Annotated in this window: 22 protein-coding genes; 2 read left to right on the top strand and 20 right to left on the bottom strand. The window is 72.0% G+C overall.

What is annotated here, in order from left to right; all coding sequences use genetic code 11:
- Positions 1-24: 24 nt before the first annotated feature.
- The 14 genes from RMN56_RS17225 to glyA all read right to left on the bottom strand — a co-directional run bounded on the left by RMN56_RS17225 (position 25) and on the right by glyA (position 12,100).
- Positions 25-615: a hypothetical protein gene (locus tag RMN56_RS17225; protein ID WP_313718460.1), complete on the bottom strand. Its 591-nt coding sequence runs from the start codon at positions 613-615 to the stop codon at positions 25-27.
- Between the two features lie 474 nt (positions 616-1,089).
- On the bottom strand, positions 1,090-1,545 hold the full coding sequence (locus RMN56_RS17220) for a DUF2550 domain-containing protein (RefSeq protein ID WP_313718458.1): 456 nt from the start codon (positions 1,543-1,545) through the stop codon (positions 1,090-1,092).
- 12 nt (positions 1,546-1,557) lie between these two features.
- Positions 1,558-1,836 carry a F0F1 ATP synthase subunit epsilon gene (locus tag RMN56_RS17215; protein ID WP_091318756.1) on the bottom strand — a complete coding sequence of 93 codons (279 nt, stop codon included), beginning with the start codon at positions 1,834-1,836 and terminating at the stop codon, positions 1,558-1,560.
- A 136-nt stretch (positions 1,837-1,972) separates the two neighbouring features.
- Positions 1,973-3,115, bottom strand: a complete 1,143-nt coding sequence (locus RMN56_RS17210) for an LCP family protein (protein WP_313718455.1) — start codon at positions 3,113-3,115, stop codon at positions 1,973-1,975.
- Positions 3,116-3,331: 216 nt separating this feature from the next.
- Positions 3,332-4,768 carry a F0F1 ATP synthase subunit beta gene (gene atpD, locus RMN56_RS17205; RefSeq protein WP_262284740.1) on the bottom strand — a complete coding sequence of 479 codons (1,437 nt, stop codon included), beginning with the start codon at positions 4,766-4,768 and terminating at the stop codon, positions 3,332-3,334.
- Positions 4,768-5,697 (bottom strand): F0F1 ATP synthase subunit gamma, encoded by a 930-nt coding sequence (locus RMN56_RS17200; RefSeq protein ID WP_313718454.1) that lies wholly within the window; start codon positions 5,695-5,697, stop codon positions 4,768-4,770. Before RMN56_RS17200 ends, atpD begins: the two co-directional genes overlap by 1 nt.
- A 2-nt stretch (positions 5,698-5,699) precedes the next feature.
- Positions 5,700-7,352 carry a F0F1 ATP synthase subunit alpha gene (atpA, locus tag RMN56_RS17195; protein ID WP_313718453.1) on the bottom strand — a complete coding sequence of 551 codons (1,653 nt, stop codon included), beginning with the start codon at positions 7,350-7,352 and terminating at the stop codon, positions 5,700-5,702.
- Positions 7,353-7,437: 85 nt separating this feature from the next.
- Entirely contained in the window at positions 7,438-8,259 is an 822-nt protein-coding gene (locus RMN56_RS17190) for a F0F1 ATP synthase subunit delta (protein ID WP_313718452.1), read from the bottom strand.
- Positions 8,259-8,798, bottom strand: a complete 540-nt coding sequence (locus RMN56_RS17185) for a F0F1 ATP synthase subunit B (RefSeq protein WP_154228419.1) — start codon at positions 8,796-8,798, stop codon at positions 8,259-8,261. The genes RMN56_RS17190 and RMN56_RS17185 overlap by 1 nt, the downstream gene beginning before the upstream one ends.
- Positions 8,799-8,826: 28 nt before the next feature.
- Complete coding sequence (locus tag RMN56_RS17180) at positions 8,827-9,063, bottom strand: ATP synthase subunit C-like protein (protein ID WP_151461930.1); 237 nt, start codon at positions 9,061-9,063, stop codon at positions 8,827-8,829.
- Positions 9,064-9,129: 66 nt separating this feature from the next.
- Positions 9,130-9,927, bottom strand: coding sequence for a F0F1 ATP synthase subunit A (gene atpB / locus RMN56_RS17175; protein WP_313718451.1), 798 nt, complete (start codon positions 9,925-9,927; stop codon positions 9,130-9,132).
- A gap of 11 nt (positions 9,928-9,938) precedes the next feature.
- The gene (locus RMN56_RS17170; protein WP_313718450.1) at positions 9,939-10,175 is read right to left on the bottom strand and encodes an AtpZ/AtpI family protein; all 237 of its coding nucleotides are present in this window, start codon (positions 10,173-10,175) and stop codon (positions 9,939-9,941) included.
- 211 nt (positions 10,176-10,386) lie between these two features.
- Entirely contained in the window at positions 10,387-10,818 is a 432-nt protein-coding gene (locus RMN56_RS17165) for a hypothetical protein (RefSeq protein WP_313718449.1), read from the bottom strand.
- Entirely contained in the window at positions 10,811-12,100 is a 1,290-nt protein-coding gene (gene glyA / locus RMN56_RS17160) for a serine hydroxymethyltransferase (RefSeq protein WP_313718448.1), read from the bottom strand. The genes RMN56_RS17165 and glyA overlap by 8 nt, the downstream gene beginning before the upstream one ends.
- A 35-nt stretch (positions 12,101-12,135) precedes the next feature.
- On the opposite strand from glyA, the gene RMN56_RS17155 reads away from it, so the two are divergent.
- Complete coding sequence (locus tag RMN56_RS17155) at positions 12,136-13,605, top strand: SDR family oxidoreductase (protein WP_313718447.1); 1,470 nt, start codon at positions 12,136-12,138, stop codon at positions 13,603-13,605.
- A 24-nt stretch (positions 13,606-13,629) separates the two neighbouring features.
- Here RMN56_RS17155 and RMN56_RS17150 read toward each other — a convergent pair whose 3' ends face one another.
- The 4 genes from RMN56_RS17150 to prmC all read right to left on the bottom strand — a co-directional run bounded on the left by RMN56_RS17150 (position 13,630) and on the right by prmC (position 18,057).
- Entirely contained in the window at positions 13,630-15,741 is a 2,112-nt protein-coding gene (locus RMN56_RS17150; protein WP_313718446.1) for a transglycosylase domain-containing protein, read from the bottom strand.
- Positions 15,742-15,853: 112 nt separating this feature from the next.
- Positions 15,854-16,465: an arsenate reductase/protein-tyrosine-phosphatase family protein gene (locus RMN56_RS17145; protein ID WP_313718445.1), complete on the bottom strand. Its 612-nt coding sequence runs from the start codon at positions 16,463-16,465 to the stop codon at positions 15,854-15,856.
- Positions 16,466-17,110 (bottom strand): L-threonylcarbamoyladenylate synthase, encoded by a 645-nt coding sequence (locus RMN56_RS17140; protein ID WP_313724769.1) that lies wholly within the window; start codon positions 17,108-17,110, stop codon positions 16,466-16,468.
- Positions 17,110-18,057 (bottom strand): peptide chain release factor N(5)-glutamine methyltransferase, encoded by a 948-nt coding sequence (prmC, locus tag RMN56_RS17135; protein WP_313718444.1) that lies wholly within the window; start codon positions 18,055-18,057, stop codon positions 17,110-17,112. The genes RMN56_RS17140 and prmC overlap by 1 nt, the downstream gene beginning before the upstream one ends.
- 73 nt (positions 18,058-18,130) lie before the next feature.
- Between prmC and RMN56_RS17130 the strand changes: the two genes are divergently transcribed.
- Positions 18,131-19,684, top strand: a complete 1,554-nt coding sequence (locus RMN56_RS17130) for a GGDEF domain-containing protein (RefSeq protein WP_313718443.1) — start codon at positions 18,131-18,133, stop codon at positions 19,682-19,684.
- Positions 19,685-19,705: 21 nt separating this feature from the next.
- On the opposite strand, the gene prfA is transcribed toward RMN56_RS17130, so the two are convergent.
- Both prfA and rpmE read right to left on the bottom strand, forming a co-directional pair.
- Positions 19,706-20,794: a peptide chain release factor 1 gene (prfA, locus tag RMN56_RS17125; RefSeq protein ID WP_313718442.1), complete on the bottom strand. Its 1,089-nt coding sequence runs from the start codon at positions 20,792-20,794 to the stop codon at positions 19,706-19,708.
- Between the two features lie 112 nt (positions 20,795-20,906).
- Positions 20,907-21,131 carry a 50S ribosomal protein L31 gene (gene rpmE, locus RMN56_RS17120; protein WP_091262200.1) on the bottom strand — a complete coding sequence of 75 codons (225 nt, stop codon included), beginning with the start codon at positions 21,129-21,131 and terminating at the stop codon, positions 20,907-20,909.
- Positions 21,132-21,326: the final 195 nt, after the last annotated feature.

The following is a 21,326-nucleotide window of genomic DNA, read 5'->3' as shown; positions in this document are numbered from 1 at the left end:
TGCCGGCCAGCGCGTTGTTTCAGGTCAGCTGTTCCAGTACTGGGCGACGATGTCGGCGGCCTGCTGCTCCCACTGCGCGTACGCGTCGGGGTAGGCCGAGACCTGCACGGTCTGGGCGGCCTCGGTCAGCGGCATGTCCTGCCAGCCGTCGACCTGCTTCAGACCCTTCTCGAACGCCAGGGTCGCGTACTCGGGGTCGGTGATCTGCTCCGGCGTGCCCCAACCACTGGACGGGCGCTGCTGGAACAGGCCCAGCGAGTCATGGTCGTTCTTGTCGCCGAGGTGACCCAGGTTCTCCAGCTTCGACTCCTGCAGCGACGTGGCGATCGAGATGACCGCGGCGCGCTCCGGCAGACCGGCCTTCTTCGTCGCCGCGATGATCGCCTTGGCGTTCGCGATTTGCTCGTCGTTCAGGGTGATCTTCGACTGGGCGCCCTGGACACCGTGCGGGACCAGCTTGCTGGTGTCCGGCTTGTCGGCCTCCACCGCCACCGCGACCGGCTTGGTGCTGTTCACCGGCTCGGCGGCGTGGGCGGCGACCGGACCGGCGAACACGCCACCGGTGAAGGCCAGACCAGCGATACCCAGCACGCTCTTACGCAGCATCGTGTTCATGGGGGTAGCTCCATTCGGGGGTTGGCGCGACATCCACCGACGGGGATCGGCTATCGGATGTGCGCAAGCACCGTCAGGCGCTCAACAAAGCGAAAAGTCTCAGGGGGTCATCCGGCGCGCGGGGCGATGCCTCTTCACGGCGCCGGGACCATGTACAACGACCGGCGGCCCACCATCATTCCGGGCCTGGCCACCCCGGCTGGCGGGGCGTCTTCCTCGGGCGTTCACGGGCATACAACGACCCCCACCCGCCCGCCATTCCGCCACCAGAGTGCCGCCGACCACCCCCGAAACGGACAGACCGCCCGGCGACAGTCGGTCAGCGGAACAGGATGGGTGCGTCCGGACCGCGGAGACAGCCATGACGTTCCACTCGACGGATCCGCAACCGGACAGCTCGCACGGGAGCGACCCGCGACGAGCCCGGGAGCGGGCAGAGGGCCGTGAAATGTCCGGTTCGTGCCCTAGCGGGGGTCAGGCGGCGGGCCAGTCCTGGGAGGCCAGACGCGGCGAGGCCGCCCCGGGTGGGGCGGCCTCGAGCCAGGAGAGGAACCCGGTGACCGTGGATCGCGCCATGGCGATCTCGACCGGGGCGTGGTTGCTGGTGCATCGCACGATCACCCAGTCGGCCGGCATGGAGAGCCGCTCCTGGCCCTCGGGCAGCCGGCGCCGCTCCACCGCGAGGGTCTTACGGGAGAGCACCCGCTTGGGGCGCAGGGCGAAGCTGAACATGCGGTACCAGCGGAGCTCGTCGCCGACGAAACGGCCGAAGCCGGGTGACCAGCCCCGGCCGTCGAGCATCGTGGACACCCGGACGCTGAGCCGGATGATGCCTCCGCTGCGGGTGAACAGAGCCCGCCGGATGAAGAGGATCAGAAGCGCCGCGAAGATGACCGCGACGCCGATTCCGATCCCTTCCACGATCTCCATCGGCGGGTCGGCTCAGCGGGCCGGAGTAGCCGGGGTGGCGCTCTCGGCGAGGACGGTCACGCCCTCACCGGACACCGACAGGAACCCGCCCGCCACGTCGTACGCGAGCTGCTCGCCGCCGGCCTGCTTGATGCGTACCTGGCTGGGCTCCGCGAGCTGGCCGAGCAGGGGCGCGTGCCCCGGCAGCACACCCAGCTCACCTTCGGTCGTGCGGGCGACCACCATTTCGGCCTCGCCGGACCAGACCTTCTCCTCGACGGCTACGAGCTCGACGTGAAGCTGCTGTGCCACGCTGTCTCCTTGCTGCGGCGGCGGATTGCCGAAAGTCTAGTCGCGCCCCCGGAGCCGACCCAACGCGGGTGGCGAGAGCTGCGCCACGGTCACGCCAACCGGCCCCGGCGCCCGCCGGAGCCCGTTGGCGCTCACGCTACTTGCTCTTCTGCTTGAAGTCGGGGTGCTCCAGCAGGAACGCGTCGACCTGCTCGTTGCGCAGGGCCGCGAAGAAGTCCTCGGCGGGCGGCAGCAGGCGCTCACCCTGGTAGCCCCGGCTCGTCTCGACCGGACCGCCGGGCAGCTTGATCGTCTCGATCGAGTCGGCCCGGATGCCCTTGAGGGCGAGGGCGAAGTCGACCACGCTGTTGCCCCGGCCGTTGAAGACCAGCGACTGGCCCGCCGCGCGGAGCACCCGGTCCAGCTTCACCGGGTTGGCCACCACGTCGGCACTGAACGCCTGGCTCACCATCGCCTTGATGAACTGCTGCTGGTGCCGCTGCCGGCCGTAGTCGGCGTCCGGCACACCGTTCTTCGGGTAGCGCTGCCGAACGTAGTCCAGCGCCTGCCAACCCTTGAGGTGGGCGTTGCCCTTCTTGTAGACGGCCTGCGGGCCGAGGTAGCCCCCACCGCCCGGCTTGAGCTGGCGCGGCGTGCCGTCGGGCTGCAGGTGCTCGGACTTGACCTCGCGCTCGATGGTCATGTCGACGCCGCCCATGGCGTCCACGATCTTCTTGAAGCCGGTGAAGTTGATGATCGCCCCGGCGTCGAAGCGCTCGATCCCGGTGACCTGCTGCACGGTGTTGGCGAGCAGCTCGAAGCCCTGGGCGGCGCTCGGGTTCCGCCCGGGCACCGCGCTGCCGTGGGACATGGCGGCGTTGATCCGGTCGGTGCCGCCGGCGTAGTCGGCCTTGGTGAATTCGGGGATCTCCACCCGCAGGTCGCGCGGGAGGGAGAAGAGGTATCCCCGGTCCATGCCGGCCGGCACGTGCAGGATCATGATCGAGTCGGCGAGCGGGCGGGTCTTCGCGTTGCGGGGGTCGATGCCCACCAGCAGGATGTTCAGCGGGCCCTTGATGTCGCTCTTCTTCTCCTTGGCCCCGGCCGCCTGGTCACCGAAGAGGTCGCCCTTGCCCACCGCGCCCTCGTAGCGGGCGACCAGCGCGTGGTAGCCCACCAGCACGGAGCCGCTGAGCACCATCATGACGACGCCGAGGATGGTGCAGACCCGGGCCCACCGCGGCACGCCGCGCCACCGGGCCCGCTTGCCGCGGTCCGTGCCGGCCTCACCCACGAGCATCTCCCATCGTCACGCCCACGACTGGTAGACGGGCGCCCGGATCCGTTTCGTTGCAGAGATCAACGCTCATGATGTGAACGTCGTGTCACGAACGGTACCGCGCGGTATGGCGAACCGCTTGCCAGCGAACCGGGCACCTGGTAGCGAGGGGCCCTCAACAGGCAGAGGCCGCCCCGACATGTGTCGGGGCGGCCTCCGTGGAGTGTGAGCGGGCTCTCAGCCCTCCATCAGCTCCTTGGCCTTCTTCTCCAGGTCCTCGAGACCGCCGCACATGAAGAACGCCTGCTCGGGGAAGTGGTCGTACTCGCCCTCGCTGATCTTCTTGAACGCCTCGATGGTCTCCTTGATCGGAACCGTCGAGCCCGGCACGCCGGTGAACTGCTCGGCCGCGTAGGTGTTCTGCGACAGGAAGCGCTCGATCCGGCGGGCCCGGCCCACCGTGACCTTGTCCTCCTCGGAGAGTTCCTCGATGCCGAGGATGGCGATGATGTCCTGCAGGTCCTTGTAGCGCTGCAGGATCCGCTTCACCTCGGTGGCGACCTGGAAGTGCTCCTGGCCGACGAACTCCGGGGCGAGGATCCGGGACGAGGACGCCAGCGGGTCCACGGCCGGGTAGATGCCCTTGTCGGAGATCGACCGCTCCAGGTTGGTGGTCGCGTCCAGGTGGGCGAACGTGGTGGCCGGCGCCGGGTCGGTGTAGTCGTCGGCGGGCACGTAGATCGCCTGCATCGAGGTGATGGCCTGGCCCCGGACGGAGGTGATCCGCTCCTGGAGCTCGCCCATCTCGTCGGCCAGGGTCGGCTGGTAACCCACGGCGCTCGGCATGCGGCCGAGCAGCGTGGAGACCTCGGAACCGGCCTGGGTGAAGCGGAAGATGTTGTCGATGAAGAGCAGCACCTCCTGCTTCTTCACGTCGCGGAAGTACTCCGCCATGGTCAGCGCGGAGAGGGCGACCCGCAGCCGGGTGCCCGGCGGCTCGTCCATCTGGCCGTAGACCAGCGCGGTCTTGTCGATGACGCCGGACTCGGTCATCTCGGCGATGAGGTCGTTGCCCTCACGGGTGCGCTCACCCACGCCGGCGAAGACCGAGGTACCACCGAAGTTCCGGGCCACCCGGGTGATCATCTCCTGGATGAGCACCGTCTTGCCCACACCCGCGCCGCCGAACAGACCGATCTTGCCGCCCTTGACGTACGGGGCGAGCAGGTCGATCACCTTGATGCCGGTCTCCAGCATCTCGGTCTTCGGCTCCAGGTCCGCGAAGGCCGGGGCCTTGCGGTGGATGCCCCAGTGGTCGTCCGGCGTGAGCGTCTCGCCCTCGGTGAGGTTGAGGACCTCGCCGATCGCGTTGAACACGTGGCCCTTGACCGCGTCGCCCACCGGCACGGTGATCGGCGAGCCGGTGTCCCGGACCTCGGAGCCGCGGACCAGGCCGTCGGTCGGCTGCATCGAGATGGCGCGGACCATGTTGTCACCCAGGTGCTGGGCGACCTCGAGGGTCAGCGTCTTCTGGCCGCCGGAGAGCGTCACGTCCACGTGCAGGGCGTTGAACAGGGCCGGCATGGCGTCGCGCGGGAACTCGGCGTCGACGACCGGGCCGATGACCCGGACCACGCGACCCGTGGCCGTCTTGGTCTCTACTGGGGCAGTCATCACACTTCACTTCCCGACGCGGCCAGCGCGTTCGCGCCGCCGACGATCTCGCTGATCTCCTGGGTGATCCCGGCCTGGCGGGCCGTGTTCATCTCACGCGTGTACTTCTCGATCATCTCTTCGGCGTTGTCGGTGGCGCTCTTCATCGCACGCCGCCGGGAGGCCGACTCGCTGGCCGCCGACTCGATCAACGCCGCGTAGATCCGCGTGTTGATGTACTTCGGCAGCAGCGCGTCGAGCAGCGCCTCGGCCTCCGGCTCGAACTCGTACGCCGGCAGCAGGCCCTCGGACCGCGGCCGGTCCTCGACCTGCATCGGGCCGATGATCTTCGCGACCGGCGTCTGGGTCATCAGGGACTTGAACTCGGTGTAGACGATGTGCAGCTCGTCGATCCCGAGCACCCCGTCCGCCCCGGCGTTGCCCTCCGCGTCGTCCGCGCCGGCCGTGAACGCCTTGATCAGCGTCTCACCCACCTCGCGGGCGTCGGAGAAGCCCGGCTGCTCGGAGAAGCCCGTCCAGCTCGCCGCGATGTCCCGGTTGCGGAACCGGTAGTACGTCACGCCCTTGCGGCCGATGACGTAGAGCACCGGCTCCTTGCCGTCGGCCTGCAGCCGGGCGATCAGCGACTCGGCGGCCCGGATCGCGTTGGTGCTGTAGCCACCGGCCAGGCCACGGTCGGCCGTGACGAGCAGGACGCCGGCCCGCCGCACCCGCTCGCGCGGGGTGAGCAGCGGGTGGTCGATCCGCGCGTTCGAGGCCAGCGCCGTGAGCACGCCGGTGATGGCCCTGGCGTACGGAAGCGAAGCCTCCACCCGGGCCTGGGCCTTGGCGATGCGGCTCGTCGCGACGAGCTCCATCGCCTTGGTGATCTTCTTCATCGACTTCGCCGAGCGGATCCGTTGACGAAGAACGCGAACCTGCGCGGCCATCGTCAGCTCTCAGCCGGGCGGTCGGTCGAGCCGTCGCGGAAGCGGGTCACCGTCTCGCGGTTCTCCTCGCCCTCGAGCGGCGCGGCCGGGGCCTCGTTGAGCCGGGTCTCGTCCTCCTTGCCGAGGAAGACCTTCTTGAACTCGGTGATGGCCGAGTCGAGCGAGCCGATGATGTCGTCGTCCCACTTGTTGTCGGCGATCCCGGCCAGGACGCCCTCGTGCTTGTGCCGGAGGTACTGGAGGAACTCCGACTCGAAGCGCCGGACCTCACCCACCGGGATGTCGTCCAGCTTGCCCTCGACGCCGGCCCAGACCGAGACGACCTCCTCCTGCACCGGGTACGGCGAGTAGTTCGGCTGCTTGAGCAGCTCGACCAGGCGGGAACCGCGCTCCAGCTGGGCCCGGGAGGCCCGGTCCAGGTCGGAGGCGAAGGCGGCGAACGCCTCCAGCTCGCGGTACTGGGCCAGGTTGAGCCGCAGCGAGCCGGCAACCTTCCGCATCGGCTTCACCTGCGCGGCGCCACCGACCCGGGAGACGGAGGTGCCGACGTTGATGGCCGGCCGGACGCCCTGGTTGAACAGGTCGGTCTCGAGGAAGATCTGGCCGTCGGTGATGGAGATGACGTTGGTCGGGATGAAGGCCGAGATGTCGTTCGCCTTCGTCTCGATGATCGGCAGACCGGTCATCGAGCCGCCGCCCAGCTCGTCGGAGAGCTTCGCGCAGCGCTCCAGCAGCCGGGAGTGCAGGTAGAAGACGTCACCCGGGTAGGCCTCGCGGCCTGGCGGGCGGCGCAGCAGCAGGGACACGGCCCGATACGCCTCGGCCTGCTTGCTCAGGTCGTCGAAGACGATCAGGACGTGCTTGCCGCCGTACATCCAGTGCTGCCCGATGGACGAGCCGGTGTACGGGGCGATGTACTTGAAGCCGGCCGGGTCGGACGCCGGGGAGGCCACGATGGTGGTGTACTCCATCGCGCCCGCCTCTTCCAGCTGGCCCTTGATCGAGGCGATCGTGGAGGCCTTCTGGCCGATGGCGACGTAGATGCAGCGGACCTGCTTCTTCGGGTCGCCGGAGCGCCAGTTCTCCCGCTGGTTGAGGATGGCGTCCAGGGCGACCGTGGTCTTGCCGGTCTTCCGGTCACCGATGATCAGCTGCCGCTGGCCCCGGCCGATCGGCGTCATGGCGTCGATCGCCTTGATGCCGGTCTGCAGCGGCTCGAAGACCGACTGCCGCGACATCACGTTCGGAGCCTGGAGCTCCAGCTCGCGGTAGCCCTCGTCGGCGATGTCGCCGAGGCCGTCGATCGGCTGGCCGAGCGCGTTGACCACGCGGCCGAGGAACGCGTCGCCGACCGGCACGGAGAGCACCCGGTCGGTGCGCTTGACCCGCTGCCCCTCCTCCAGCTTGGCGGAGTCACCGAGAACGACGACACCGATCTCCCGGACGTCGAGGTTCAGCGCCACGCCGAGCGTGCCGTCCTCGAACTCCAGGAGCTCGTTGGTCTTGGTCGAGGGCAGCCCCTCGACGTGGGCGATGCCGTCACCGGTGTCGGCGACGGTGCCGACCTCCTCGCGGGAGACGTCGGCCGTGTAGGAGGAGACGTAGCGCTCCAGGGCGCCGCGGATCTCCTCCGTCGAGATGGTCAGCTCGGCCATCCTCTGCTTCCTTAAGTATCAGGGGCCCGGGATACCTAGTACCGACCGGTCCGATGGCATCGAATCAGGGCTGCTCAGTCGCTGATCAGCGCTTCGCGAGCGCGTTGCGGGTCTCGTTCAGGCGGCGCAGGACGGTGCCGTCGTACAGGTCGGAACCGACCCGGACACTCACCCCGCCGAGCACGTCGGGGTTCACCGTCTGCTTGACGGACACCTCCCGACCGTACATCTCCGAGAGGCGGGCACCCAGGCGTCGCTCCTCCGCGTCATCCAGCGGAGCCGCCACGGTCACGTACGCGACCTGGCGGTCCCGCCGCTCGGCGGCCAGCTCGACCAGCCGGGTGAGTGCTCCGGTGAAGGAGCGTCCCCCGAAGCCGGCGAGCGCCGCCCCGACGAGGTAACCGGTGATCGGCCGGGCCTTGTCGGCGAGCAGCTGGTCGGCCAGGGTGGCCCGCTGCGCGGCCGGCGCCATCTGGTCGGAGAGCACGTTGGACAGGTCCGGGGAGCCGGAGACGACCTGCCCGAAACGGAACAGCTCGTCCTCGACCTCGCCCAGCTCGCCGGCCTTGTCGGCGCTCGCCAGGAGCGCCTCGACGCCCAGCCGCTCGGCGGCGTCGAGCAGTTCCGACGGAGCCGACCAGCGGCCGGAGACCAGCGAGGCGAGCAGGTCGAGCGCGTCGGCGCCGATCTTGCCGCGCAGCATCTCGCCGAGCAGGCCGGCCCGATCCGACCCGGACCGGGCCGGGTCGGAGAGCGCCCGGCGCAGCCGCGGCTCGCGCCGCAGCAGGGCGGCGACGGAGAGGATGTCGTCGGCGGTGGTGGACACCGCCGACGGCTCCGCGCCGCGGGCGTACTCGTCGAGGCGGTCCGCCGCGACCTTGTACGACTCCCGGCTGGCGGCCTGCATCAGCGGGCCCCCGTGCTCTCGAGACCGCTCAGGAACCGGTCCACGGTGCCCTTGCGACGTGCCTCGTCGGCGAGCGACTCACCGACGATGCGGCTGGCCAGGTCCACCGCGATGGTGCCCACCTCGGTGCGCAGCTCGCGCACGATCGTGGCCCGCTCCGCGGCGAGCTGCTCCTTGCCGGCCGCGATGATCCGGTCGGACTCCTCGCGCGCCTTGGCGAGGATGTCCTGGCGGATGCCCTCGGCGTCGGCCCGGGCGTCGTCGCGGATCTTGGCGGCGTCGGTACGCGCCTCCGCGAGCTGGGCCCGGTACTGCTCGAGCAGCTGGTTCGCCTCGGCCTGGGCGGCCTCGGCGCGCTTGATGCCGCCCTCGATCGCGTCGACCCGGGCCTGGAACGTCTGCTCCATGCGCGGGAAGACGAACTTCATCAGCACGAAGCAGAGCACGATGAAGGCGATGCCACCGACCACGATCTCTTCCCAGGCGGGAATGATCGGGTTGTGGGCCGCTTCACCACCCTCAGCGGCGAGGAAGTACATGGGAAACCTCCCGGTCAGAGGGGGTGGATCAGGCGGCGGTGCCGGCCCAGATGAAGCCGAAGGCGATGCCCAGCAGCGCGAGCGCCTCGATCACGGCGAAGCCGATCCAGACGTACGGCAGGGTCATCCGCGACGACTCCGGCTGGCGGGCGGTCGACTGGATGTAGGCCGAGAAGACCAGGCCCACGCCGATGCCGGGGCCGATGGCGGCCAGGCCGTAACCGATAGCAGCGGTGCTGCCCGTTACCTCGGCAAGGATGCTCATTGGTGTTCCTCCTGGTTATCACGCGTGACGGTCACGCGGGACGACAACGGTTGGTACTGAAGTGGATCAGTGCTCTTCGGCGAGCGCACCCTGCACGTAGCTGGCGGTCAGCACCGTGAAGACGTACGCCTGCAGACAGATCACCAGGAACTCGAGGAAGGTCAGCGCGATGGTCATCGCCCAGGACAGCACCGAGACCGGCGCGAGCCAGGCGTTGGCGCTGAGCATCGCGAAACCGCCGAGCGTGAAGACCAGCAGGAGCATGTGGCCGGCGAACATGTTCGCGAAAAGACGGACGGCCAGCGAGAACGGCCGGACCAGGAACGTCGAGAAGAACTCGATCGGGATCAGCAGCGGCAGGATGTACCAGGGCGCCGGCGGGACCAGAGAGTTCTTGAAGTACTTGACGAAGCCGTGGTGCCGGATGCCGATCCAGTTGAACAGCACGTAGCTGATCACGGCGAGGAACGCCGGGAAGGCGATGTGCGAGTTCGGCGAGATCTGGAAGAACGGGATGATCGCGAACGCGTTCGTCAGCAGGACGAAGCAGAACAGCGTCGTGAAGTAGGGCGCGAAGCGCACGCCCTGGTGCCCGATCATGTCGACCGCGATGTTGTTGCGGACGAAGCCGTAGATGGACTCGGCGAACCACTGCTTCTTGGTCGGCACCAGCTGCGGGTTCCGGTAGCTGGCCAGGAAGAAGATGATCAGGACGCCGACGGCGATCCAGACCATCGCAGTGATCTTGGTGAACCAGAACGAGTCGTGCGCACCCCAGGGCAGGATGCTGGGCAGGTAGAAGTCCTCCACGCTGGGTGGGAATTCCGCCTGGCCCTGAGCCAGGACGTTCGCCTGTCCGAACACCGCGTCCCTTCCTATTGAGGCGTGCCGAGCTTGCGCACGACCAGGATGATTCCCCCGGCCATGCCGAGCACGATCCCGATCCCGGTGGCGATGCCGCCGGTGTCGAGCCAACGGTCGACCAGCCAGCCGACGAAGCCCCAGACGAGCATGCCCCCGATGAGGTACGAGAGCGCGGTCCAACCCTGGCCGGCACCGGACGGAACGTCGCCCGGGCCGCCAGTGCTGGGGGGTTTCTGGTCACCGGCCATGACGGGGCGAACGATATCAGTCGAGCCGAAGAGGCTGTGCCTCACCCCCCGCACAACCTTGTTGTGTGGGACACGGGCGGGCGAAGTCGTCTGGAGGCACGCTACTCCCCTCCCGCCACTGAGAGAATGACCGATCGCGGACAGCGCGGCGTGCCGTCCGGAGAATGGGACAGCGCCGTCGGTCGACGCCGCAGGCGCCCGCCTGCTGTGGTCAGCGCGGGGCCCTGCGGGCGTGCACGGCGGCCAGCCACCAGATGTGCACCCCGGTCCAGACCACGACGCCCGCGGCGATGCCCAGCGCGAACGGGACGAGCCCCGGCCAGCCGGTCGACGCGACCAGCACCATCACGCCGCCGAGCAGCGTCATCTTGGCGATGTAGACACCCAGCCCGAACGGCAGCACGAGCTGCGGATCCCGGGCGTCGGCCCAGGCCAGCACCACCGTGGTGAGCGTGTAGCTGACCGCCGTGACCGCCACCCCGGCCGCCGCCCCGAGGGCGCCGTCCGCGCCGCGGGCCAGCCCGCCGGCCACCGCCGCCACGGCGGCCATCAGCACCGAGGCGACCACCAGCACCGGCAGGTGGCGCAGCCGCCAGCCCCGGTCCGCCACCGCCTCCGCCGCGCGCGTCCCCGGCTCAGCCACGGGGGTACGCCGGGAAGGTCCCGACCAGCTCGGTCACGTCGCCGGCGATCCGGCCCAGCTCGTCCGCGCCCCCGGGCGACTCCGGGTCGGTGCGCGCCGCCCGCGCGATCAGCGTGGCGACTCGGCGCATCTCCCCCTCGCGCATGCCCTGGGTGGTGACGCTCGGCGTGCCGACCCGGATGCCGGAGGCGACCATCGGCTTCTGCGGGTCGTACGGGATGGCGTTCTTGTTCAGGGTGATGCCGGCGGCGTCGCAGCGCGCCTCGGCCGCCGCTCCGGTCACCCCGGTGTCGCGCAGGTCGATCAGGGCCAGGTGGGTGTCGGTGCCGCCGGAGACCGGCCGCATGCCCTCGGCGGCCAGCCCGTCGGCGAGCGCCTGGGCGTTGCTGACCACCTGGGAGGCGTACGCCCGGAAGTCCGGCTGGGCGGCCTCGCGCAGGGCGACCGCCTTGGCGGCGACCGCGTGCATCAGGGGACCGCCCTGGGTGAACGGGAAGACGGCCTTGTCGATCCGGGCGGCCAGCGACTCCCGGCAGAGGATCATGCCGCCGCGCGGGCCGCGCAGCACCTTGTGGGTGGTGCAGGTGACCACGTCGGCGTGCGGGACCGGGGACGGGATCGCCCGGCCGGCGACCAGCCCGATGAAGTGCGCCGCGTCCACCATCAGGTAGGCCTCGACCTCGTCGGCGATCTCCCGGAACCGGGCGAAGTCGATGAGCCGCGGATACGCCGTCGCGCCGCAGATGATGAGCTTCGGCCGGTGCGCCAGGGCCAGGTCACGGACCTCGTCGTAGTCGATCAGCTCGGTGTCCGGCCGGACGGTGTAGCCGACCGGGTGGAACCACTTCCCGGAGAAGTTCACCCGGCTGCCGTGGGTGAGGTGCCCGCCGTGCGGCAGGTCCATGGCCAGCACGGTGTCGCCCGGCTGCACCAGGGCGGCGTACGCGGCCAGGTTGGCGCTCGCGCCGGAGTGCGGCTGGAGGTTGGCGTGCTCGGCCCCGAACAGCTCCTTCGCCCGGGCGATGCCGAGCTCCTCGGCGCGGTCCACCTCGGCGCAGCCGCCGTAGTAGCGCCGGCCCGGGTAGCCCTCGGCGTACTTGTTCGTCAGCGTGGAGCCCAGGGCGGCCAGCACGGCCGGCGAGGTGAGGTTCTCGCTGGCGATCAGTTGCAGGCCGCCGCGCAGCCGGGCCAACTCCCCCAGCACCACCTCGGCGATCTCCGGATCGGTGGTGCTGAGCTGCTGGAAGTCCGGCCCCCAGAAGGCGTTCCTCGCGTTCTCCACAGCGAAGGAGTCTACGGAGCCGCAGACTGGAAGCCGTGAGATGCCTCGTCACCGGCGCCACCGGTTACATCGGCGGCCGCCTCGCGCCCCGGCTGCTGGCCGACGGGCACACCGTGCGCTGCCTGGCCCGCAAGGCCGGGCGGCTGCGCGACGTGCCCTGGGTGTCCCGGGCCGAGATCGCCGAGGGGGACCTGCGCCGACCGGAGACGCTGCCGGCCGCGTTCGAGGGCGTGGACGTGGCCTACTACCTGGTCCACTCCCTCGGCCAGCGGGGCTTCGAGGCGGCCGACCGGGAGGCCGCGATCAACTTCGCCACGGCGGCCCGCGCCGCGGGCGTACGCCGGATCGTCTACCTGGGTGGGCCGGAGCCGGCGGCGGACGAGAAGGTCCCGTCGCCGCACCTGCGGTCCCGCGCGGAGGTCGGCCGGATCCTCCTGGACAGCGGGGTGCCGACGGCCGTGCTGCGGGCCGCGGTGATCATCGGCTCGGGCTCGGCCTCGTTCGAGATGCTGCGGCATCTGACCGAGCGGCTGCCGGCGATGGTCACCCCGCGCTGGGTGCGCAACCGGATCCAGCCGATCGCCGTCCGCGACGTGCTGCGCTACCTGGCCGGCTGCGCCGACCTGCCGCCCGACGTGAACCGGGGGTTCGACATCGGCGGCCCGGAGGTGCTCACCTTCGAGCAGATGATGCAGCGGTACGCGCGGGTCGCCAGGCTGCGCCGGCGGGTCATCCTGCGGGTGCGGCCGCTGACCCCGTCGCTGTCCTCGCACTGGGTCGGCTGGGTGACGCCGGTGCCGAACGCGATCGCCCGGCCGCTGGTGGAGAGCCTGGTCCACGAGGCCGTGGCCCACGAGCACGACATCGCCCGGTACGTGCCCGACCCACCCGGTGGGCTGACCGGCTTCGACGAGGCGGTCGCGCTGGCGCTGGCCAAGGTGCGCGACGGCCGGGTCGAGACCCGATGGTCGACCGCGAGCGGGCCGGACGCCCCGGCCGAGCCGCTGCCCAGCGATCCGCAGTGGTCCGGCGGGACGGCGTACACCGATGTGCGGGAACGGGCGGTGGGCGCCCCCGCGGCGGCCCTGTGGCGGGTCGTCGAGGGGGTCGGCGGCGAGCACGGCTGGTACTCGTTCCCGCTGGCCTGGTCGGTGCGGGGCTGGCTGGACCGGCTCATCGGCGGGGTGGGGCTGCGCCGGGGCCGGCGCGACCCGCACCACCTCCAGGTCGGCGAGGCGCTGGACTTCTGGCGGGTCGAGGAGATCGTGCCCGGTGAGCTGCTGCGGCTGCGCGCCGAGATGCGGCTGCCCGGCCGCGCCTGGCTGGAGATGCGCGTCGAGCCGGCCGGCGACGGCCGCAGCCGGTACGTCCAGCGCGCCGTCTTCCTCCCCCACGGCCTCCCCGGTCACCTCTACTGGGCCTCGGTCGCCCCGTTCCACGCCGTCGTCTTCGGCGGCATGGCCCGCAACATCGCCCGCGGCGCCGAGCGGCCCGGCCCCCGCTGACGGCCGGCCCGGCCCCGCCGACCGTCAGTTGCCGGTGCGCGGGCTGGTGCGCTCGAAGGCCACCGTCTGGCTCGGCGGGACGAAGTCCAGGACGGGCTGGTCCCGCAGGGCCCACGCGAGAAGGCGGCCCACGGCCTCGATCTGGCGGACCTGGACCCCGCCGCCCACGGCGTCCCGCGGGTTGTCCGGGTTCGCGGCGATGGTGGCCACGGAGAGCTGCGGCGTGAACGCGACCACGGTCTCCGTGGCGTTCCGCTCGGAACTGCCGGTCTTGCCGGCCAGCGGCCGGCGCAGCCCGGGCTGGAGCTCCTCGGCGGTGCCGCCGTCGCAGCGGCGGTACATCGACTGGTCACCGACCGGGCAGCGGGCCGCGTCCGCCGCCGCCCGGGCCACCTCGGTGTCGAGCACCTGCCGGCAGTCCGGGTCGCCGGCGGCCACCTTCCGGCCGGTCGGGTCGCTGATCGAGGTGATCGGGGTGGGCCGGCACCAGGTGCCCTCGGCGGCCACCGTGGCGTACGCGTTGGCCAGGTCGAGCGGGGTGGTGGAGGAGACCCCGAGGGTGAACGGCCCCCAGTTCTTCGCGCCGTCCCGGGCCAGCTTGGCGTCCTCCGGCGAGCGGAACACGATGCCCAGCCGCTGGGCCATCTCCACCACCCGGTCCGCGCCGACCCGCTCGGTCAGCCAGGCGAAGTAGGTGTTCACCGAACGGCCGAACGCGTCCCACATGGTGCGGTCGCCGTCCATCCACGTCGGGTTGGCGTTCTCCGGGCACCAGTGCCCGGCGCAGCTCGCCGGGCCACCGTCGATCGGGTACCTGGTGACGAAGACGCTGGGCGCGTCGAACTCGGTGCTCAGCGGCAGGCCGGACTCCAGCGCGGCCAGGACGGCGAAGAGCTTGAACGTCGAGCCGGCCTGGTAGCCCTCGATGCCCGCGCCGCCGGCGACCAGCTGGTTGACCGTGTTCGGGTAGTTCTGCCCGGCGGTCGGGTTCGGGGCCACGCTGTAGGCGCGGTTCACCGCCATGGCCAGCACCCGGCCGGTGCCCGGCTGCACCACCGCGGTCGGCGCGGCTCGCTGGTTGGTGTTCGGATAGATCCGCTGCACCTGCTCGGTGGCCTTGGCCTGCACGTCGGCGTCGAGCGAGGTGACGATCGACCAGCCGCCCCGGCGCAGCGTGCGCTGCCGCTCGTCGGCCGTGTTGCCGAAGGCGGGCTGGGCGTTCCACCACTGGGTGAACCAGTCGCAGAAGAAGCCCCAGTCGTTGTGCGCGGCGGGCACCGCGGTGCAGTCGTTGGGGGTGGCGCTGGGCTTGAGGTTGAGCTGCTCGGCCCGGGCCCGGGCGGCGTCCGCCTCGGTCACCTGGCCGGTCTCGACCATCCGGTCCAGCACGTACGCCCGGCGGCCCAGCGCCGAGTCGGCGTCGCCGTTGATCGGGTCGTCGGTGTCGGGTGAGCGGACCAGCCCGGCGAGCAGCGCCGACTGGGCCAGGGTGAGCTTGTCGGGCGTGGTGGAGAAGTAGCGCTTGCTGGCCGCCGCGATGCCGTACGCGCCGGCGCCGAAGTAGGCGATGTTCAGGTAGCGCCCGAGGATCTCGTCCTTGCTGACCCGGCGCTCCAGGGCCAGCGCGTACCGCATCTCGCGGATCTTGCGGCCGACGGTGATCTCGGTGGCCCTGGCCCGCTGCTCCTCGGTGAGCCGGGGGTCACCGGCCAGCGCGTTGCGCACGTACTGCATGGTCAGCGTGGACGCGCCCTGCCGGGTGCCCTCCCGCCGGTTGGCCGTGAAGGCCCGCGCCACCCCGCGCACGTCGACGCCGTGGTGCTGGTAGAACCGGACGTCCTCGGCGGCCACGATGGCCTGCCGCATCACCGGCGCCACCTCCCCGATCGGCACGTCCACCCGGTCCTCGGTGTAGAACGAGGTGATCAGCGTGCGGCCGTCGCTGGCGTAGAGGTTGGAACGCTGGGCCGGCTGCGGCGATTTCAGCGACTCCGGCAGCGCGGCGTAGGGCATGAGGTTCTTGAAGCCGAGCCCGAAGACCAGCGCGGCCGGCAGCGCGGCAGCGGCCAGGGCCAGCCCGGCGAGTACGCCGGCGAGCAGGACGGTGAACAGCTTGTCGAGATGGGCCCGGTTCATCAGCTCTCCCCGCAGGAGCCGGCCGTACGGACCCGTTCAGAATGACCGGAATCGGCGGTTTCGCCGCCATCTTCGGCGAAATGCGCAGGAAGTTCGCGAGGAAGGATGAACCTCAGGGAAGCAGCGCGGTGGCCAGCGGCTGGACGGTCTCCTCGATCTCGTCGGCCACCCGGCTGAAGCACTGGTCGCCGCGACCCCACGGGTCGTCGAGGTCGTCGGTGGGCAGCGCGGTGCTGCCCTGGCGGGCCGCGTCCGCCGCCGCCACCAGCGCCACGCCCCGGGCGTACACCGCGTCCGGGGTGGCCTCCACCGGGGGCAGCCCGGCCCGGTCCAGCGCGCCGAGCAGCCGGCCGAACTCGCCCAGCACGAAGGTGCGCGCGGCCGCGTCCGGGCGCAGCGCCACCACGTACTCCTGCTGGTCGGCCGTGGCGGTGAGGACCAGGTCGGCGGCGTCGATCAGGTCGGAGCGGAGCCGGCGGGCGGCGAACCCGTCGACCGCACCACCGCGCGAGATCACCTGCCGGGCGGCGGGCGGGTTCATCTCCTCGCCGGCGTGCCAGCCGCCGGTGCCGGCGCTGTGGCTGTGCACCAGCTCGTCGGAGCGGGCCGGGTCGACGCCCAGCCGGCCCAGCCGCTCCCGCACGGCGACCGCCAGCAGGCGCTCGGCCATCGGGGACCGGCAGATGTTGCCCATGCAGACGTGCAGCACGGTGAACGGCGGCACTCAGACCCCCCGCTCGTCGCGGATGTCCGGCACCACGTCGCGCAGCTTCTCCAGCGTCACCGCGCCCTGGCGCAGCACCCGGGGCACCTCGCCGGTCAGGTCGACGATGGTGCTCGGCACCGGGTCGAGCGCCGGGCCGGCCTCCAGGTAGGCACGGACGCCGTAGCCGAGCTGGTCGCGGGCCTCCTCGGCGGTGAGCGCCGCGGGCTGGCCGACCTTGTTGGCCGAGGCCACCGCCATGGGGCCGGTCTCCCGCAGCACCTCCAGCGCCACCGGGTGCAGCGGCATCCGCACCGCCACCGTGCCGCTGGAGTCGCCCAGGTCCCAGGCCAGGCTCGGCGAGTGCTCCACCACGATGGTCAGCGCGCCCGGCCAGAACGCCTCGACCAGCTCCCGGGCCGAACGGGGCAGCGAGAAGACCAGGCCGTCGAGGGTGTGCCGGGAACCGATCAGCACCGGCGGCGCCTGCCGCGCGCCACCCTTGGCGTCCGCGAGGGCCTTCACGGCGTACGGCGTGAAGGCGTCGGCCCCGACGCCGTAGACCGTGTCGGTCGGCAGGACGACGAGTTCACCGTTCTTGACCGCCTCGATGGCCGCCTCGACGCCGCGGTCCCGGTCTGCCGGCGACCGACAGTCGTAGAGCATCACGAGGAGCCAGTCTGCCACGCCGGGGCGGCATCGGCGTGCTGGCCGTCCGCCCGGCGGGACGCGGTCGCCCAGCGGGGCCGGCCGACCAGGTCACGGTGCTCCTCGACCCGCTCGTACCGGCCGTCGGCGGCGAGCAGCGCGGGCACCGCCCTGGCGTGGGTGTCGTCGTGCTCGACGCCGAGCACGCCGCCGGGGCGCAGCAGCGCGGCGGCGCGGCCGACCACCGGGCGGATGACGTCCAGCCCGTCCGCGCCGCCGAACACCGCCTCGTCCGGGTCGTGGCGGGCCACCTCGGGCGGCACCACCACCGACCGGGGCACGTACGGCGGGTTGCACAGCAGCACGTCGACCCGGCCCACCAGGTCGGCGAGGAGCGCCGGGTCGGTGACGTCGGCGGCGACCACCTCGATCGGCCGGTCCCCCGCCGCGGCCCGCTCGGCGGCGTTGCGGCGCAGCCAGTCCAGCGCCGCCGGGGACCGCTCCACGGCCACCACCCGGGCCGACGGCAGCTCCTGGGCGACCGCCAGGGCGATCGCACCGGACCCGCTGCACAGGTCGACGACCACCGGCGCGGCCCACCGGCCGGCCTGCTCGATCCCCCAGCCGGCGAGCAGTTCGGTCTCCGGGCGGGGCACGAAGACGCCCGGGCCGACCGCCAGCTCCAGGTGGCGGAAGCCGGCGACGCCGGTGAGGTGCTGGAGGGGTTCCCGGGCCACCCGCCGGTCGACCAGTGTGTCGAGGCGGTCGCGCTGCGCCGGGGTGAAGCCGTCGGCCAGCGCCAGCCGGCCGCGCGGCACGTCCAGCACGTACGCGGCCAGCTGCTCGGCCTCGGCGCGGGCCGCCTCCACCCCCGCCGCGGCCAGGGCCCGGGCCGCCCGGGCGACCACCCGTGAGGGGCGCTCGCGTTCTGACCCTTCGGACGGGTGTTGCGGGAGGGAGGTCACGACATAATCATGAAGCGTCGCGGGTCACCTCACGAGCGGGTGCGTCCGGGAGCACACCGACAGGAGGTCGCGAGTGGGCTGGCTCGACCGGGTCGAGGACCAGGTTGACGCCCTCCGGCGCGCCCGGGCGTTGCAGGAGGTCAGCCGCTCGGCGGAGGCGTGCGCGCTGCTGGACCGGGTCATCCGCACCACCGACGACCCGTGCGCGCGGGCGGACGCCCTCGTGCAGCGCCTCTCCGCACTGATCAATCTCGGTCGGACGGCGGAGTTCACCCGGGCCATCGAGGACGCCTCCGCAGCCGTCCGGGACCTGGCCGAGCCCTACCTGCACGGGCACCTCCACGCCCTCGCCGCGCTCGCCGCGCACCACCAGGGCGCGCTGGACCGCTGCGTCAGCCACCTGGTCCGGGCCGCCCGGGCACTCGGCGCCGACGACGACCCGGACCGGGACACCGCCTGGGGCTGGCACGACCTCGCGATGGCCTACTCCTACCTGAGCTTCCACGGCCACGCGCTCGGTGCGATCGAACGCGCCCGGCAGGTCGGGCTGACCGCCGGCATCCCGGAGGAGACCTTCGCCGCGCCCGGCATCCGGCTGCGCAACGCGGTGGCGCTGGACCACAACGGCGACAGCGACGGCTGCCTGCGGGTGCTCCGCGACGTGGCCGGCGACCTCGCCCGGTTCCTGCGCCGGGGGCGCGCCGACAGCCTCCGGCCGAGCAGCCTGGCCGCCTACGGCTACGCCGCGGCCCGCCGGGCCGCCCTCGGCGACCGGGTGGACTCCGGCGGGGACGCCGACCCGGCCCGGCTGCTCGCGCACGGCGGGGACAGCGCCCGCGCCCGCGACCTGCGCCAGCTCGGTCAGGTCTGCCTGGCCGTCGCCGAGGGCCGGCCGATCGAGGCGGTCACCCGGCTGGACACCATCCGGGTCTCCGACGAGACGCTGGGCGCCGCCGAGGCGCCCCGGCTGCGCAGCGTCGCGCTCGCCCGGGCCGGCGACCACGCCGCCGCGCACCGGGCCGACCGGCACGCCTTCCGGCTGGCCGCGCAGCGCAGCGACCGGCTGCGGGACGTCTACATCGACGGCATCGCCGCCCGGATCGACCACGAGGAGATGCGCCGCGAGGCCGCGCGCTACGAGGGCGAGGCCCTCACCGATCCGCTCACCGGGTTGCCCAACCGGCGCCGGCTGGAGCGCTACATCGGCGCGGTGGTGGCCCGGGGCGAGCGGGTGGTGATCGGCGTCTGCGACCTCGACGGGTTCAAGGCGGTCAACACCCGGCACGGCCACCACTCGGGCGACCTGGTGCTGCAACGGATCGCCGGAGTGATCAACCGGGTGATGCGGCGGGGCGACTTCGTGTCCCGCTACGGCGGGGACGAGTTCGTCGTGGTGCTGCCGGAGACCGGCATGGCCGAGGCGGCCGAGGTGGCCCGGCGGATCCAGGCCGCCGTGCACACCGAGGACTGGGAGTCGCTGGTCCCCGGCACCCCGGTCGGCGTGAGCATCGGCTTCGCCGAGGTCGACGGGGGCGCCGGCGTGAGCGTCCGGGAGGCGCTGGGCGCCGCGTTCGAGCTGGCCGACCGGGAGATGCTGCGCGCCAAGGACCGCCTCCGCGCCTCCTGAGCGCGGGCGCCCGGCCGGGGGTCAGCGCCGGGCCAGCTCCGTCTCGCCGGCCAGCCGCGCGGCGCGGTCGGCCTCGCCCAGGGCGTCGAGCACCCCGTCCAGCTCGCCGGCCAGCGCCAGGTCGAGGTTGTAGGCCGTGTAGCCGATCCGGTGGTCGGTGATCCGGTTCTGCGGGAAGTTGTAGGTGCGGATCCGCTCCGACCGGTCCACGGTGCGCACCTGCGCCTTGCGGGCGTCCGAGGCGGCCGCGTCGGCCTGCTCCTGGGCCGCGGCGAGGATCCGGGCCCGCAGGATCCGCATGGCCTGCTCACGGTTCTGCAGCTGCGACTTCTCGTTCTGGCAGGACACCACGATGCCGGTGGGCACGTGGGTGATCCGCACCGCCGAGTCGGTCGTGTTGACCGACTGGCCGCCCGGCCCGGACGAGCGGAACACGTCGATCCGCAGGTCGTTCGGGTCGATGGTGACGTCCACGTCCTCGGCCTCGGGCAGCACCAGGACGCCGGCCGCGCTGGTGTGGATCCGGCCCTGCGACTCGGTGACCGGGACGCGCTGCACCCGGTGCACGCCGCCCTCCCACTTGAGCCGGGACCAGACGCCGTTGCCACCCTCCGGCACGCCCTTGGTCTTGATCGCCAGGGAGACGTCCTTGACCCCGCCGAGGTCGGAGTCCTGCGCGTCGATCACCTCGGTGACCCAGCCGCGCCGCTCGGCGTAGCGGGTGTACATCCGCAGCAGGTCGCCGGCGAACAGCGCCGACTCCTCACCGCCCTCACCGGCCTTGATCTCGACGATGACGTCCTTGGCGTCGTGCGGGTCGCGCGGGATGAGCAGCTCGGCCAGCCGCTCCTCCAGCGCCGGCAGGGACGACGCGATCGCCTCGGCCTCGGTGGCGAAGGCCGGGTCCTCGGCGGCCAGCTCCCGGGCGGCGGCCAGGTCGGCCCGCGCCTGCTCCAGCTCGCCGGCGGCCTTGTACAGCGGGACCAGCTCCGCGTAGCGCCGGCCGACGCGGCGGGCGGTGCCCTGGTCGGCGTGGATGGCGGGGTCGGCCAGCCGCCGCTCCAGCTCGGCGTACTCGTCGAGGAGGGCGGCCAGGCGCTCACTGCTCATGCTGCGGGTGCTCCTTCGACGACGACGACCGGGCGGGGGCGGGCGGAACCGGGCACAAACGGACGAACGCCCGTGCCCGGCACGGAGCCGGACACGGGCGTCGTCGACGGAGCTACTTGGCCTTCTTGGCCTGAACCTTGGCGTACTTCTGCTGGAACTTCGCGACCCGGCCGGCGGTGTCCAGCACGCGCTGCTTGCCCGTGTAGAACGGGTGGCAGGCGCTGCAGGTCTCGACGCTGATCGAACCGCCCTTGGCGGTGCTGCGGGTCGTGAACGTGTTGCCGCAGGAGCAGCGGACCTCGGTGGTCACGTACTCCGGGTGGATGTTGGGCTTCATGTCGCCTCGGTCCTTTCGTCGGTGGTCGCCGGGTCGCCGTCGTGCTCCCCGTCGTCGCGACGGGCTCGGGCGTGAACCGGAACCGGTGGCCGATTGACCAGTGTGCCATGGGCTTCCGCCGACCCGTCGAGCGGGCCGCACACCAGGTCCGGCAGACGCAACACTCACCTCCCGGTACGCATTCCCGCCCGTCCC

Source organism: Micromonospora halotolerans (assembly GCF_032108445.1).
Taxonomy (GTDB): Bacteria; Actinomycetota; Actinomycetes; order Mycobacteriales; family Micromonosporaceae; genus Micromonospora; species Micromonospora halotolerans.
Note: the sequence above shows the minus strand (reverse complement) of the source record. Positions and strands in the feature narration are given on the sequence as shown.